Consider the following 14,414-nt stretch of genomic DNA (forward strand, 5'->3'; position numbering starts at 1 on the left):
ATGAATGTTCTTCATATAACGGCACACCTTGGGGCAGGAGCAGGCAAAGCAATTGGCGGACTGGCTATTTCTGATAAGAAAAACCACCATAAGATTGTTCTACTCTGTGAGCCGCAAAAAACGAATCATATAGAAAAATGCAAGAATAATGGTGTAGAAGTAGTTTTATTGAATGATATAAATTATACAGAATATGAATTATGGGCAGATGTTATCATTTATAATTGGTGGGGACATAAGACGCTAGATCGTTTTATTGAGCAGCATTCGTTAAATAGAGAAAAATCTGTCTTATGGGCTCACGTTAATGGGGCATATACACCGAAACCGAGTGAAGAATTATTAGACACATTCGACCGCTATATGGTCACTTCTCAGTTCAGCATTGATGCTGGTGTGTTTGATAGTAAGAAAACAACGCTCATATATGGTTTTGGTGATTTTGAAGCTGAGAAAATCGGGCCGAAGTCTTACTATGATACCTCCGTTGGGGTTTTCACTATTGGTTATGTTGGTTCCCAAGATTATCAAAAGTTGTCACCTGATTTCGTTGAGTATTGTACAAAGGTCATTAAGAAAGTTCCGACTGTGAAGTTCGTATTAGTTGGCGAAACTAATAAGCAACTGGTTAATGCAATAGAATCAAAAGGACTTACCGAGTACTTCGATTTTAAGGGCTGGACGGACAATGTGTATGAATGCTTACATTCCTTCGATGTTTTTGCATATCCGATGAACAAGAATACTTTTGCAACTACGGAAAATGTAATACTGGAAGCTATGGCTTGTGGACTTCCAATGGCAATTTCTCGCTACCCACTGGGCAAATATCAGCTCGTTGACGGAGAATCTGGTTTCCTGTTTGACACGCCGGATGAATATGCTGATATTATTTACCAACTTTACACAAACAAACATTTGCGGGAAGCTGTAGGGCAAAAAGCAAGAGAATATGCAATTGACAAATACAGTTTGACTGATAACATTGGAAAATTTAATGCTAAATTGAACGAGGTTGCCGAAGCCGCAAACTTAAAGGAGAAATATATATGAAAGCGAAAATAGGAACGAGATATTATGCGGAGCGCACGCCGCTTGAAACGGTAATACCTCTCAGCACCCCATTTATTCTTTATCTTGACCCGTCAAGCGTTTGTAATCTCAGTTGTGAGTTTTGCCCTTGCGGGCGAGCTCACCAGGATTTATGGTCTGAGGAGAAAAGAAAGAGCGTAGCGGTAATGCCTTTCGAGCTATACAAGAAGATAATTGACGATTGTCAGGGCTTCCCCGATAAAATAAAAACGCTTCGCTTGTACAAAGAGGGCGAGCCGCTATTAAACAAAAATCTCCCTGAAATGATAACTTATGCACGAGATTCGGGTAGGTTTAAATCGATTGATTTTACAACGAACGGAACACTTCTTAATCCAGGGCTAAATAGAAAACTGGTTGAAGCCGGATTAACTCGCATTAATATTTCCGTAGAAGCTCTCAGCGGAAAGGGTTATAAAAAAATAAGCGGCGTTGATTTGGATTTTGATAAGTTTGTAGCAAATATTCGTGATCTATATGAACACAGAGGCAACTGTCACATTTTTATCAAGACAATGGTTGATAACTATGACCAAGAAATCGAAGGGCAGTTTTATGGAATTTTCGGAGATATATGTGATGAAATTGCCTTAGAACATATTGCGAATTGCTGGCCAGGATTTGAGAACACTTCAAATAACACAAATGTTTATCACGGCGGAGAGGTCAAGGAGTATGTTGTTTGTCCGCGCATTTTCTATATATTGACGATTAACGCCAATGGCTCTGCTTCGCATTGCATTGTGGACTGGAATTATTCCGGAATAATCGGCGATGCTAAAACCCAAAGTGTAGTAGATATTTGGAACAGTCCTGAGTATCAAAACATTCGTCTAATGCACTTTAACGGCAAGCGTAGAGATGTACCTTTATGTTCAAAGTGTTGGGAGATAGAATCCGCAGCCGTTGATAATATTGACGAGTTCCGAGAGGAGCTGCTGAAAAAGGTGGAGGGTAAGGCGTGAAGGTTCTCTTTATCGGGGGAAACGGAAATATCAGCTGGTGGTGCGTCAATGAGACTTTGAAGCTCGGATATGAAGTCAGCGTTTTGAATAGGCAGGAAACAGTATCTACCCGCCGGGATGTTCACACTGGTGTAACTAAAATCAAAGCCGACATTCGAAATTTTGAAGAGGCTAAAAGTGTACTGAAAAACTGCGAATTTGATGTTGTGTGTGATTTCATAGTACGCAACGACAAAGATGCAGACAATGCTTATGAGTTATTTCATAACAGAGTTAAGCAGTATTTTTTCATCAGTTCCGAATCGGTGTATCAGCGCACCGGTAACCTGCTTCCTCTGAAGGAAACCGCTCCGTTATATAACCTCGATGAAGTTCGTTCTGACTACGTTCGCGGCAAAGTTTTAGCGGAAATAGCATTTCAAAATTACTGCGAGAAGAAGAATTTCCCAGTTACGATTGTGCGGCCATCATATACTTATGACACAATAATTCCTTCTTCAATTGGCGGTAATTGCTGGACGGTTATCAAGTTTGCAAAGGAACGCAGTGTTTTCTATATAGGCGGTGATGGTTATGCGTTGCGTACATTTACGCACTCGGAGGATTTTGCGAGAGCGTTTGTTCATTTAGTAGGCAACGCTGCAGCGATAGGTCAGGATTATCATATAGCTAGCGATGACTGGCTCACATGGAATGAGGCGACTGAAATAATTGCAGATGTATTTGAAATCGCACATCCCAAAATAATACATCTGAATCCTAATTACGTCCTCAATTCGAGTTTCGGCAAGCAGGAGGATTTGGCACGCCAAAAGATGTACCATCTCATCTATGACTGCGGAAAAATCAAGTCTGTGGCCAAGGGCTGGCACGCTGATATATCTTTGTCGGATGGATTGCAACGCACAAAAGAGTGGCTCGAAGAACGACCGGCTTATAAAAGAGTCGATAAAAACCTTTACAGTGACTTGGAGAATCTTGTTTCGAAGGGAGAAAAGAATGTGAGCAGAGTTTGTCCGGTGTGCGGACATAGCGAAAGTGAAACCCTCTACGAATTATGCCAAAATATGGCGATTATGGGAGGGGGATTCCCGTCTGTAAAGTCGAGGTTGCAGACATGAAAAGCGCAATTGTTTCCGGTGCTACAGGTTTTATCGGAGTTCATCTTTGCGAAGACTTGTTAAGCCATGGCATTTCCGTTACTGCACTTGTACGTCAAAACAGCAGAAACATATCAAGGTTGCCAGCGGGAGTGAACGTGATTCATTGTGATTTGGATTCATTAAATAACGTTGAGTTGTTTCCTGCCAATGTGTTTTATCATTTAGCGTGGGAAGGCGCAACCGGTGAAGAACGCACTAACCCACTATTGCAAATACGCAACGCTGAAAGAACAATAGAAGCGTTGAATTTCGCTATTAAAGCTAAATGCGAAAAATTTGTCGGGTTGGGGACGGTTTATGAGAGATTACTTCCACAGGTTGTTGACTTTGCAGGGTTTAGAAAATCCGATTATTATCTTCTCTCAAAAAATTACGCCCACGAGATGTGTGACAAAATTGCTTATCAGTATAATATGCCTTTTGTCTGGGCTACGATGTTCCAACCAATCGGCAAATATATAAAAAGCGAGCAGATATCGGCTTATGTTATTAAATGTCTGCGCAATAATAAGTCGCCTCAAATAGGTAATGGGTTGCAGCCGTTTGATATAACCGCAGTGGAAAACATTGCCTATGGACTCCGGTTATTAGGAGAATGTGATGTTCCCAAAAGGAATTATTATATCGGAGGTGGCGAGCCTAAAATGATGCGGGAATATATCGAAGCTATACACTCAATTATTAAAAGTGAAGTCCCGCTCCATTTTGGAGACAGAAAAGATGACGGCTTGAGATTTAACTTTGCTTGGTACGACATACAAAACTTAAAAAATGACGCGGGATATGTGCCAGAAGTAACTTTTGAAAATGCAGTAAAAAACACGCTTGAGTGGATTAGCAATTCTGAGTATTTGGAGGTTTGAAATGAAAACGGTGATTTTAGCCGGTGGTCGCGGAACGCGAATTGCCGAAGAAGGAAGTAAATTGCCAAAACCAATGGTAACAATAGGTGGACAACCTATACTGTGGCATATACTTAAGTATTATTCTCATTTCGGACATAATGAGTTCATAATTTGTTGTGGATATTTAGGCTCAATAATAAAAGAATATTTTGCCAATTATTATCTTCACCGCAGCGACATTACATTTGATTTTACGGACAATAACAAGGTGGAGATTCATTCTAATTTTGCTGAACGTTGGAAAGTAACTTTGGTTGATACGGGCTTGGATTCTCAAACAGGAGGGCGCATTAAACGGATTCAGCGTTATGTGAAAAATGAGCCTTTTTTCTTAACGTATGGTGATGGTGTAAGTAATATTGACTTGAATAAACTTTTGAAATTCCATCAAGATTCAAATGTTTCCGTAACAATTAGCGCGGTTCAGCCCGGCGGGCGATACGGAATGCTTGATTTTAATGAAAACGATAAACTGATTGGATTTAGAGAAAAAGCTAAAGATGACGGCGGATGGATTAATGCGGGCTTTATGATTGCTGAATCAGATATTTTTAATTATCTGGACGGCGATGACTGTATATTGGAACGTTTACCGTTTGAAAAACTTAGCTCTGAAGGGAAAATGGCCGCATATAAGCATTTTGATTATTGGCAGTGTATGGATACTCAACGAGACAGGATATTTTTAGAAGAGCGGTGGCGAGAAGGTAATGCACTTTGGAAGGTTTGGGATTAATGTTAGATTTTTATAAATATAAATCTGTATTAATAACAGGTCACACCGGTTTCAAAGGTGCTTGGCTGTGTGAGGTTTTACGCTCATTTGGTGCTAGTATAACCGGTTATGCTTTGCCGTGTGTTAGTAATGGTATATATGATGTTTTGAATATTGATGGCAAAATAACTTCGATTATTGGAGATATTCGTAACTATGACACATTAAAAGCAGCATTTCACCATGCCAAGCCCGAGATTGTTTTCCACCTTGCTGCTCAACCACTTGTTCTTGATGCGTTTGAACGACCTGCGTATACTTTTGAGACGAACGTACAAGGAACAGTTAATCTGCTTGAATGTGTACGAAACAGTAATAGCGTTAAGTCAGTCGTTGTTATTACCACCGATAAAGTCTATCGGAATAACGAGTGGGTATATGGTTATCGTGAGAATGATGCGCTCGGAGACATCGAACCTTATGCCGCAAGCAAGGCCTGTGTCGAAATTGTAGCAGCGTCTTATGCGAATACATTCTTAAAAGATATCGCTGTTTCAACAACAAGGGCGGGAAATGTTATAGGCGGCGGTGATGTTTCGGCGCACAGAATTATTCCCGATTGCGTTCGAGCCGCAAGAAATAACGAACCAATTACAGTGCGTAATAAATATTCAGTTCGGCCCTATCAGCATGTTTTAGAGCCGTTATTTGCTTATTTGCTTATAGCTCGAAAGCAATATGAAGACAAAGCGTTAGCGGGACAATATAACATCGGCCCCAACGAAAGCGACTGCGTTACAACCGCGGAAATTGCTGATGTATTTTGTAAGACGTGGGGCGAATGTGAATGGCAAGATAAATCAAATCCCAATGCGCCTCACGAAAGCGGACTTCTAAAACTTGACTGTTCAAAAATGCGGTCGGTATTTGGCTGGAAACCCCTTTGGAACATTAAGTCTGCGCTGGATAAGGTTGTAGAGTGGGAAACACACGCAAACAAGCAAGCGGTGACAGAAAAACAAATAAAAGAATATGGGAGTCAATTGTTAAACATAACGAAAGCATAAGTGCAGGTGAGCGAACGTGAATGAGTTAAAATCACAGATCTTGCAATTGACAAGAGCGTATGCCGAAAAATATCATATCCGAAAACCCTTTGAAAAAGGTGATAAAGTTAACTATTCGGGCAGAGTATATAGCAGCGAAGAAATGGTTAATCTCGTTGATTCCGCCTTGGAGTTTTGGCTGACGAGCGGTCACTTTACCGATGAATTTGAGAGCAAGCTTGCGGCATATATCGGAGTGAAATACTGTTCGTTTGTTAATTCCGGCTCAAGTGCGAATTTGCTTGCGTTTATGGCCTTGACCGCACCTGAACTCGAAGACAGAGCTATAAGGCGCGGCGATGAGGTTATAACAGTAGCGGCGGGCTTTCCGACAACAATAGCTCCTATTGTACAGTTTGGCGCGGTTCCTGTTTTCGCAGACGTGACAATTCCGCAGTATAATATAGATGCAACACAGCTTGAGAATGCTCTTGGTGAAAAAACAAAGGCTGTATTTGTAGCGCACACGCTCGGCAATCCATTTGATATTAAAGCAGTGAAATCGTTTTGCGATAAACATAATTTATGGCTTGTCGAAGACAACTGTGACGCTCTCGGCAGTGAATATGCACTAAACGGAGTTACACGTAGAACGGGTTCGTTTGGGGATATTGGCACATCAAGCTTTTATCCTCCGCATCATATTACCACAGGTGAAGGCGGTGCGGTTTATACTGACAATCCTCTGCTTGCAAAAATTGTGCGTTCGCTCCGAGACTGGGGACGGGACTGTGTTTGCGCGTCGGGGCAGGACAATCTTTGCGGACATCGTTTTGACGGACAGTTTGGCGATTTGCCGCATGGTTATGACCATAAATATGTGTATGCTCATCTTGGCTATAATCTCAAAGCCACTGATATGCAAGCGGCGATTGGTGTGGCGCAGCTTGATAAAATAGACGGTTTTGTCGCGGCGCGAAGACACAATTTTGCACGGCTTCGCAATGTTGTAAGTGAATTATCAGATAAGTTAATATTGCCCGAACCATGCGGAAACTCGAACCCATCTTGGTTTGGCTTCCCACTCCTTTGCCGCGAAGGTGTTAACCGCGAGAGAATTGTTCGGTGCCTGGAAGATAACAAAATCCAGACAAGAATGTTGTTCGCCGGCAATATCGTTCGTCAACCGTGTATGAAAGGTGTTGATTATCGCATTGTCGGGTCACTTGATAATACGGACAGTGTTATGAATAATCTGTTCTGGGTAGGAGTTTATCCGGGTATGGACAACAATGCTGTTGATTTTATTGCTGATACCATTATTTCGAGCGTTAAACACATTAAATAAGAGGTTGATTTTGTGAAAGGTATATGCGACATTTCATTTGACAAGTTTGTAAAAAAAATTAAAGATGAAAATCTTTCCGTTGTTTGTTATGGAGCAGGTCTTGTTGCATTGTCAATCGAGGACATTTTTATTGATGCGGGGATATTTAATAATATAGACTGTTTCATTGACAGGGATGTAAAGAAGCACGGAGAGTCACTGCGGTTAGGGTCAAGAAGCATTTCTATTTACGGGATAGAAAGATTGCTTGTTTCGGAGTTGTCCAATTCAGTGATATTAATAACCGCAGAGGTGTACGGTGCGATTATTGCTAACTTGAATCAATACCATGAGCTTGATAATGTCGAGTGCTACATCTTTCCGTTATTAAACCGCTCATACACTAAAAACAGACCTGTTGTAGATATACTTTGCAGGGGACGTCAGAAAATCCATAAAACTATTCATTATTGTTGGCTTGGTGGTTCAGACATGCCGCAGAGTATGATTGATTGTATTGCGAGTTGGAAGAAATTTAATCCCGGATATGAGATAATACAATGGAATGAAGATAACTACGATGTCTATCAAAACGCATATATGAGACAATCTTATGAAGCAAAAAAATATGCGTTTACTGCCGATTTTTTAAGGCTTGATGTTTTATATCGTTATGGCGGAATTTACCTTGACACGGATATTTTATGCCAGAAGAGCTTTGACACGCTTTTATTTAATGATGCCTTTTGTGTGTACCTTGAATGGGCTGTGCCTACTTTTGCAATATGTGGGAGTGTAGCAGGATTGCCGCTTATGAAAGAACTTCGAGACGAACCGAGGGCACACCAAAGTTTTATTCTCTCGGACGGTAGTTATGACCAACGAATCAGTAGCTTTTATGAGCGAGAAACTCTAAAAAAGTATGGTTTTAGACAGGATTTCAGCTATCAGACAATTGAAGGTATGGCGATATACCCTCCGGAGTATTTTTCTACAAAGAGCAGAATGGGGTTAAATCACGAAGTGACTGAAAAAACTTATGCCGTTCATGTACTTCAAGGGACTTGGATTGATGCTGATAGAACTGCTGAGCTTGATACAACAGATGGATACTTTGCGAATCTGTCGTTGTTTTGAGTTCTATTATATAGAGTGGAGATTTTGATATGCGTAAGCAAATATTACTCTTTGGCGCCGGAGATAGGGGAAGACAGGCGTTGAACTATTTTGCGGAGAAAATGTTTTTTGTTTTATTGATAATAAAAAAATGGGGGCGAAACACCATTCCGACAATCGGATAAAGATTATCTAATAAGAATCTTCGCGCAATCTGATTTGAAGGCTTAGAAATGAAAGCAATTATATTAGCGGCGGGGCATGGAACGCGCCTGAAAAAATATACCGAAAACTTGCCCAAGGGAATGCTTGCATTTTTTGGCAAGGCCCTTATTGAACGTCAAATTGAGCTTTATAAAAGAGCTGGCATTGATGATATTATTATTGTTCGCGGTTACGCCGCAGATAAGATTGATTACAACTGCGTTAGATACTACCTCAACGAAAATTTCGCGACCACAAATATGGTAGAGTCGCTAATGACGGCAAGGTCGGAGTTTAACGACGACATCTCCGTTGCTGTTGATGATAACTAGAAAGCGTACTGGCTCAAAAGATACGGCAAAGTTGATTTTGATACGGAGAGCCTCGTTATTGATTCTAACGATGATATAGTTTCCCTTGGACTTGAAAGTCCGAAACTTGACGATATTGATGCTCGCTATATTGGTCTGCTGAAATTCTCAGAACACGCATTAAGCCAAATCGTACATCTATGGGAACGAGATTACGAAAAGTTTCTTAATGCTCCTTGGCAACAATCAGGAAATTTATAAGGCAAGCTTATATGACCGATTTGCTGAATGCGCTCATTAAAAATGGCGAACATATTAAGGCGATTCATTTTAACAACGGATGGATTGAGTTCGACACTAACGAGGATTATGAGAGTGCCTGCGAATGGGTTAAGAATGCTGAAATTACAGTTGGAGTTTATGATTTTTCAATGACTTAATATTAGCGGAATAATGCTTGGAAGTAGGACTAACAGACTATGATTGAAATATTAAAAGTAGATTTACAATCTATAGTTTCTGACAACAATATTCCATGGGATGAATTAAAAAACTCATCTGTCCTAATCACCGGCGCAACAGGTTTAATTGGCGGTATGCTTATTCGAGCTTTAAACCATGCCAACGCCACATATAAATTTAATATTCGCCTTATAGCGTGTGGCAGAGATAAAGCTAAGTTTGATGCCCTCGGTATTTCCAATGCCGAGTTTATAAGCGCTGATATTCGTGATTTCCACATCTTCTCTTCCTTGGAGCGGGTGGATTATATCTTCCATTGCGCGGCGATAACTAAATCGGCTGATATGGTAGAAAAACCTGTGGATGTAATGACGACTTCGGTAGACGGCACTCGTAATATGCTCGAATTTGCTCGTAAAAAAGGGTGTAAGAGTTTTATTTATCTATCCTCTATGGAAGTCTATGGGCAGAATTTAGACGGTGAAGTAACAGAGCAAGATTTAGGCAATATTGATTTATCAAATTCACGCAGTTGTTATCCTGAAAGTAAGCGCTTTTGTGAAATGCTGTGTGTTTCCTTTGCTAAGCAGTATGGTTTAAATATAAAAATAGCCCGACTTGCGCAGACATTCGGAGCAGCAACTCCCAAAGACGATACACGAGTGTTCGCTCAATTTGCCAGAAGTGCGATAAATGGCGAGAATATTGTTCTCCACACGGAAGGCAAATCACGAGGGAATTATTGTTACACAGCCGATGCAGTTTGTGGGTTATTTACCTTGCTCTTGAAAGGTAATAACTGCGAGGCATATAACATCTCAAATCCCGAGACAAGTATGACAATCCGTGAAATGGCGGAGTTAGTTGCCTCTACGCTTGGTAATGGTAAAAGCAAGGTAGTTGTTGACATTCCGAAAGAGAACCTCGGATATGCTCCTACGGTGGAGCATAAATTGAATATAGATAAAATCACTGCACTTGGTTGGCAGCCGAAATATGGTCTGAAAGAAATGTATTTACGGTTAGCAGAGGACTGGGCGTAATAGCGGTTAAACCACGAGCATCGCACAAACCCCATACGGCGACGGTCACGAAAACGAGAGGATTTTGACTTAATACGAGGCTGAATAAACACCCTTGTAAATGACAATAATCTCCATATAAAACAAGGTGGAGGTTATCAAATGAAATAGTCAAGAAACATTCTAACGGACAAGGAAATGGAACTGGTGTAGTTGTCAAATTTGGTTTAGTCCTTAAACTCGTAATTTTGGTAAAAAGATCCGAGACATTTTTATGGGTATAATATTACTGGCTCTTATCTACGGGCAGGGTAGTGCATATTCCGATTTTTAATGTATTCCGATTACCTTTCAAACCATACTGAGTAATTCGTAGATGCAATACCTTCACTATCCTTCCGATTAAAAGAATCGGAATATTGTATTCTGCTATTTTGTTTATTCCTCCATAATAGAGACGTCTGGCGGTCAACCAAGACAAATCCATTAAGGAGGTTTTCTATGCAAAAGCATCCAGGAAGCAATCGAGTGTGTTTTGGCATTTCTCAGAAAGATCCGTAAGCGGTGGAACACCTACCGTAATAGGATAGAAAAAAACAGCTCCACTTCAAACAGAGGCCACTGAAAAACTTTATCTTCGAGAAGGTCAGTACCATATATAGTGCTGACTTTCATTTTACCTACGGTATATGGTGGCTTTGGATATCTAAGCAATAGATTTTCCTAGATTTTCAGTGGCCTTTTCAAACAGTGGGGCTGTTTTTATCCCACACGGTATGTGTTCCACCGCTTACAGTCATATTGCTAAAACACCGAAAGCACCTCATATTGTAAATCCAGATATACCGAGATCAGTTTCAGCAATCATAATGAAACTAATGGCAAAAGATTTAGAGCAATGCTATCAGAGCGCTGCAGGGATTGTACATGACTTCAGGAAATGCTTAGAGTCGTTGCTCGAACTAGGTTTTGTGGGGGATTTTTAAGTTGGTAAGAACGATATATCAAACAAATTTCAAATTCCACAAAAACTTTATGGAAGAGATAGAGAACGGGAGAAGTTGGATCAGATGTATGAGCATGTGGCCGAAGGTGGTTCACATATATTATTAGTAGGTGGATATGCCGGTGTGGGAAAAACGTCCATAATTCAAGAAATTTATTGTCCAGTTGCTGAACATGGTGGTTTTTTTGCAAGCGGTAAAGCAGAACAGCTTCAAATTAATACACTTTGCAGTTCAACATCATACTTTTGCATGGATCTTTTCCTTGAGCTGTTTATAAGCTTCATCAAGAGAAATAGTCTGTTCGCCAGCAATTCGTTGTTGCTCTGCAAACAATAATTTTTCACGCAGATCAAGCATAGCTTCGCGACGTTCATAGGTTTCAATACTCATAACAACAAGGTCTCCTTCACCGTTTCGGGTGATATAAACTGGTTCGCCTTTTTCATGGGCAAGTTGGGCTATGGAATTATAGTCGTTGCGAAGCGTTGTCGATGACTTAATAATCATCAAGTGCTCTCCTATCATTTTGATCTACTATTATTATACGATAATTATACAATAATTATACAAGAAAAATAGTATTATATTAATATATTTGATTGACAATTCGATACATGTTGATGCTAAATATTCGGGTATGAAAAGAATTACATTAAGGCAGGAGATTTCGGTTCCATTACTCAAAAGGAAGTTTTGTAGGGATGGCGGCGACATTTCTTGCAATCCATATAATACCAAATGAGATGGATAAGACATCTTGGATTTATGCAACGGAATAAAGTGTTCCATAATGTTATAAAATGAGATAGGTCCTTTGTGATAGCTGCCGTCCAAGCAGCTATTAAGAATCGCTAAATATCTCTACTCACTAGCGGTGGCGAACAAAGCTATAGAGCAAGAGCTTTCCCGGATTTTAGCCAAATAAGACAAGGGCAGCATTAAAAACTAAACTCCATTGAACCAAGATAGAAACTTGTTTCAACGGAGTTTTTTTGTCCTTAATTCCAAATATAGCAAGATTTTTGTCTGTAAAACATTATTGGTTTGGTTTACAATTTTAATGTTAATTCATCATAAGGGGGACTCATAATGTTTAACGACTTTATTAAGCACTATAACATAATACGGTTAATTCTTAGAGATGTCTTCCTTTATGGATGCTTTTCAAGAGAAGATTTAGGTGAAAAGAGAAAAGCTTAGCTCAAGGCAGATAAGCTATGAAATAAGAAGAATACAACAGTATGTCGAAACCGAATATATAACTATAAAGACGGATAGAGATGGGAGGAATAAGCTTTTAGCATCGACCTCTGATTCCAAGAAATACAGAAAACTTTTTAGTAAAAACATACATGAGGACAAGGGGATATTGAAATGCCATACTCTTAAGAGGACAAAGTATTATAGTGTGGCAAATGATATTCTGAGAAAGCGTCTTTATCAGCCGTTTTATGTTTTATAGACAACAAATCTATACAGTGATAGTATAATAAGCATATAATAAGTGTGCATTATTGCTACCGAGAGGGGTGATTTATATGATGAATATCAAGCCGTCAGCAGCAATCCGCAAAAATTATAACGAGATTTCCGAATTGTGCAAGCGATCAGGAGAACCGGTTTATCTTACGAAAAACGGAGAAGGTGATCTCGTTGTAATGGATATAGAAACCTATGCAAGAAGGGAAAGTATGCTTCGGCTACGGGAAAATCTGGTTGCTGCAGAAGAAGGTAGGCTGACTGGAAAACCGGGCTATTCCATTGACCAGGTCTCCGATATGATGAAGGCTGCAGCCCGAGAGGTGCTAGATGGGCAGCAAAAATAAACGATACACCGTAGTTATTTCCGATGAGGCCAAGCAAATGCTGGTATCACACGCACGCTTTCTGGTCCAGGTTAGTGAGCATGCAGCCATGCGGTTAATTGAAGATTTTCAGGTAAGGGCAACGTCATTGGAACAGTTCCCAGAAAGAAATCCATGGCTGGTTAACCAGTTGATTCCATCGGGAAAATACCGAAGGCTTTTATTGGAGAAAAGGTATCTATTGATCTATCAAATCAAGGAAAACACCGTGTATGTGGATGCAGTTGTTGATACGCGTCAGGACTATGGTTGGTTGTTGTAGGCACAAGAGGGTAATGTCTCTTAATTTACGAGACATTACCCTCTTATTAATTTCAAATCTTAGACCATTCTTTCAATTTTACATACCCCCTTCCTTGTGGATCTGCGGCAGGATTTAAGAAGGCAAGTATTCTTTCCAATCCTTGAGGTTCAGTAACAATAGAAAGGATAAGTAAAGTCATAAATGAACCCAATATTACGAAGAGTTTTTTAAATTTTCATTCCGTCACTATTTTTCGGTTGTATCTTTATGTTTAGAGAGCTTCCAGGCTTTAACGAGGTCAGCAGCTGCCAACTTTGGATTATCAGCCTCAGACACAGCGGTAACGACGAAGAAACCATGGACTCCGGTTTGGGCAAGGGGAAGTATATCCACCAGCTTAACGCCGCCGCCGACGACCACCGGAATCGGACTGAGTTCAGCAAGCTTAGAAATATCGGCAAAACTTCTTGTGACCATTTTTCCATCCCGGTCGAGCCCACAGTCCGGCTTCGTCTGTGTTTCATGCAGCGGTCCGGCCCCAAAATAGTCAACCTGAGTGACATCCGCCGTTTGGATATATTCGAATAATTCATAGGTTCTGGCTGATAAGCCAACGATTGAATCTTCGCCTAAGTATTCCCGGCAAACTTCCACTGGGATATCCGATTGCCCTACGTGGATTCCATCAACCTTTATTCCTTGTTTTCTGGCAGCCAGGATCACGTCAAGTCGGTCGTCCACGAGCAAAGCGACGTCATCCGACTTACCTGCTTGCGCGATGACCTCAGAGGCCTGCCGGGTTAACTCAATCATTTCGCGGGCAGAGGCAACCTTTGAACGAATTTGCACACAGGTAAACCCGGCCTCAAGCGCATCGTTAATGATTGTCACAACAGGCCGACCTGCCGTATTCTCAGGGCCCACAACTAAGTAGGCTGATATATCAAGTTTTTCTCTTATGCTCATTTTG

Annotated in this window: 16 protein-coding genes; 14 read left to right on the forward strand and 2 right to left on the reverse strand. The window is 40.6% G+C overall.

The window, feature by feature from the left end:
* From B5771_RS16735 to B5771_RS16780, 12 genes are all read left to right on the forward strand, one after another.
* Positions 1 to 1,053: a glycosyltransferase family 4 protein gene (locus B5771_RS16735; RefSeq protein WP_088188552.1), complete on the forward strand. Its 1,053-nt coding sequence runs from the start codon at positions 1 to 3 to the stop codon at positions 1,051 to 1,053.
* Positions 1,050 to 2,057, forward strand: a complete 1,008-nt coding sequence (locus tag B5771_RS16740) for a radical SAM/SPASM domain-containing protein (protein WP_088188553.1) — start codon at positions 1,050 to 1,052, stop codon at positions 2,055 to 2,057. Before B5771_RS16735 ends, B5771_RS16740 begins: the two co-directional genes overlap by 4 nt.
* A complete protein-coding gene (locus B5771_RS16745) occupies positions 2,054 to 3,178 on the forward strand; it encodes an NAD-dependent epimerase/dehydratase family protein (protein ID WP_088188554.1) in 1,125 nt (374 codons plus the stop codon). Before B5771_RS16740 ends, B5771_RS16745 begins: the two co-directional genes overlap by 4 nt.
* Positions 3,175 to 4,083, forward strand: a complete 909-nt coding sequence (locus B5771_RS16750; protein WP_088188555.1) for an NAD(P)-dependent oxidoreductase — start codon at positions 3,175 to 3,177, stop codon at positions 4,081 to 4,083. The genes B5771_RS16745 and B5771_RS16750 overlap by 4 nt, the downstream gene beginning before the upstream one ends.
* Position 4,084: 1 nt before the next feature.
* Positions 4,085 to 4,861 carry a glucose-1-phosphate cytidylyltransferase gene (gene rfbF / locus B5771_RS16755; RefSeq protein ID WP_088188556.1) on the forward strand — a complete coding sequence of 259 codons (777 nt, stop codon included), beginning with the start codon at positions 4,085 to 4,087 and terminating at the stop codon, positions 4,859 to 4,861.
* Positions 4,843 to 5,907 (forward strand): CDP-glucose 4,6-dehydratase, encoded by a 1,065-nt coding sequence (gene rfbG / locus B5771_RS16760; protein ID WP_207652710.1) that lies wholly within the window; start codon positions 4,843 to 4,845, stop codon positions 5,905 to 5,907. The genes rfbF and rfbG overlap by 19 nt, the downstream gene beginning before the upstream one ends.
* 16 nt (positions 5,908 to 5,923) lie before the next feature.
* Complete coding sequence (gene rfbH / locus B5771_RS16765) at positions 5,924 to 7,234, forward strand: lipopolysaccharide biosynthesis protein RfbH (RefSeq protein ID WP_088188557.1); 1,311 nt, start codon at positions 5,924 to 5,926, stop codon at positions 7,232 to 7,234.
* A 12-nt stretch (positions 7,235 to 7,246) separates the two neighbouring features.
* Positions 7,247 to 8,350, forward strand: coding sequence for a glycosyltransferase (locus B5771_RS16770; protein ID WP_088188558.1), 1,104 nt, complete (start codon positions 7,247 to 7,249; stop codon positions 8,348 to 8,350).
* 29 nt (positions 8,351 to 8,379) lie between these two features.
* Positions 8,380 to 8,514: a hypothetical protein gene (locus tag B5771_RS25100; RefSeq protein WP_282433353.1), complete on the forward strand. Its 135-nt coding sequence runs from the start codon at positions 8,380 to 8,382 to the stop codon at positions 8,512 to 8,514.
* A gap of 48 nt (positions 8,515 to 8,562) precedes the next feature.
* Positions 8,563 to 8,865 (forward strand): NTP transferase domain-containing protein, encoded by a 303-nt coding sequence (locus B5771_RS16775; protein WP_088188559.1) that lies wholly within the window; start codon positions 8,563 to 8,565, stop codon positions 8,863 to 8,865.
* Between the two features lie 251 nt (positions 8,866 to 9,116).
* Positions 9,117 to 9,284, forward strand: a complete 168-nt coding sequence (locus B5771_RS23940) for a hypothetical protein (protein WP_172408299.1) — start codon at positions 9,117 to 9,119, stop codon at positions 9,282 to 9,284.
* 39 nt (positions 9,285 to 9,323) lie between these two features.
* Positions 9,324 to 10,349 (forward strand): NAD(P)-dependent oxidoreductase, encoded by a 1,026-nt coding sequence (locus B5771_RS16780; RefSeq protein ID WP_088188560.1) that lies wholly within the window; start codon positions 9,324 to 9,326, stop codon positions 10,347 to 10,349.
* Positions 10,350 to 11,572: 1,223 nt separating this feature from the next.
* On the opposite strand, the gene B5771_RS16790 is transcribed toward B5771_RS16780, so the two are convergent.
* Positions 11,573 to 11,842: a type II toxin-antitoxin system Phd/YefM family antitoxin gene (locus B5771_RS16790; RefSeq protein WP_088188562.1), complete on the reverse strand. Its 270-nt coding sequence runs from the start codon at positions 11,840 to 11,842 to the stop codon at positions 11,573 to 11,575.
* A 1,034-nt stretch (positions 11,843 to 12,876) separates the two neighbouring features.
* Between B5771_RS16790 and B5771_RS16800 the strand changes: the two genes are divergently transcribed.
* Entirely contained in the window at positions 12,877 to 13,161 is a 285-nt protein-coding gene (locus B5771_RS16800; protein WP_348982960.1) for a type II toxin-antitoxin system Phd/YefM family antitoxin, read from the forward strand.
* On the forward strand, positions 13,145 to 13,462 hold the full coding sequence (locus tag B5771_RS16805; protein WP_088188564.1) for a type II toxin-antitoxin system RelE/ParE family toxin: 318 nt from the start codon (positions 13,145 to 13,147) through the stop codon (positions 13,460 to 13,462). Before B5771_RS16800 ends, B5771_RS16805 begins: the two co-directional genes overlap by 17 nt.
* Positions 13,463 to 13,690: 228 nt before the next feature.
* Here B5771_RS16805 and B5771_RS16810 read toward each other — a convergent pair whose 3' ends face one another.
* Positions 13,691 to 14,410 (reverse strand): thiamine phosphate synthase, encoded by a 720-nt coding sequence (locus tag B5771_RS16810; RefSeq protein WP_088188565.1) that lies wholly within the window; start codon positions 14,408 to 14,410, stop codon positions 13,691 to 13,693.
* Positions 14,411 to 14,414 lie beyond the last annotated feature (4 nt).

It is taken from the genome of Desulfosporosinus sp. FKA, assembly GCF_002196785.1.
GTDB classification, from domain to species: domain Bacteria; phylum Bacillota; class Desulfitobacteriia; order Desulfitobacteriales; family Desulfitobacteriaceae; genus Desulfosporosinus; species Desulfosporosinus acididurans.

Excerpts from the sequence above, each read along its gene's own strand:
- B5771_RS16735 (WP_088188552.1), top strand. The coding sequence starts at position 1 with ATGAATGTTCTTCATATAACGGCACACCTTGGGGCAGGAGCAGGCAAA.
- B5771_RS16740 (WP_088188553.1), top strand. The coding sequence starts at position 1,050 with ATGAAAGCGAAAATAGGAACGAGATATTATGCGGAGCGCACGCCGCTT.
- B5771_RS16750 (WP_088188555.1), top strand. The coding sequence starts at position 3,175 with ATGAAAAGCGCAATTGTTTCCGGTGCTACAGGTTTTATCGGAGTTCAT.
- rfbF (WP_088188556.1), top strand. The coding sequence starts at position 4,085 with ATGAAAACGGTGATTTTAGCCGGTGGTCGCGGAACGCGAATTGCCGAA.
- B5771_RS25100 (WP_282433353.1), top strand. The coding sequence starts at position 8,380 with ATGCGTAAGCAAATATTACTCTTTGGCGCCGGAGATAGGGGAAGACAG.
- B5771_RS16775 (WP_088188559.1), top strand. The coding sequence starts at position 8,563 with ATGAAAGCAATTATATTAGCGGCGGGGCATGGAACGCGCCTGAAAAAA.
- B5771_RS23940 (WP_172408299.1), top strand. The coding sequence starts at position 9,117 with ATGACCGATTTGCTGAATGCGCTCATTAAAAATGGCGAACATATTAAG.
- B5771_RS16780 (WP_088188560.1), top strand. The coding sequence starts at position 9,324 with ATGATTGAAATATTAAAAGTAGATTTACAATCTATAGTTTCTGACAAC.
- B5771_RS16790 (WP_088188562.1), bottom strand. The coding sequence starts at position 11,842 with ATGATTATTAAGTCATCGACAACGCTTCGCAACGACTATAATTCCATA.
- B5771_RS16800 (WP_348982960.1), top strand. The coding sequence starts at position 12,877 with ATGAATATCAAGCCGTCAGCAGCAATCCGCAAAAATTATAACGAGATT.
- B5771_RS16805 (WP_088188564.1), top strand. The coding sequence starts at position 13,145 with ATGGGCAGCAAAAATAAACGATACACCGTAGTTATTTCCGATGAGGCC.
- B5771_RS16810 (WP_088188565.1), bottom strand. The coding sequence starts at position 14,410 with ATGAGCATAAGAGAAAAACTTGATATATCAGCCTACTTAGTTGTGGGC.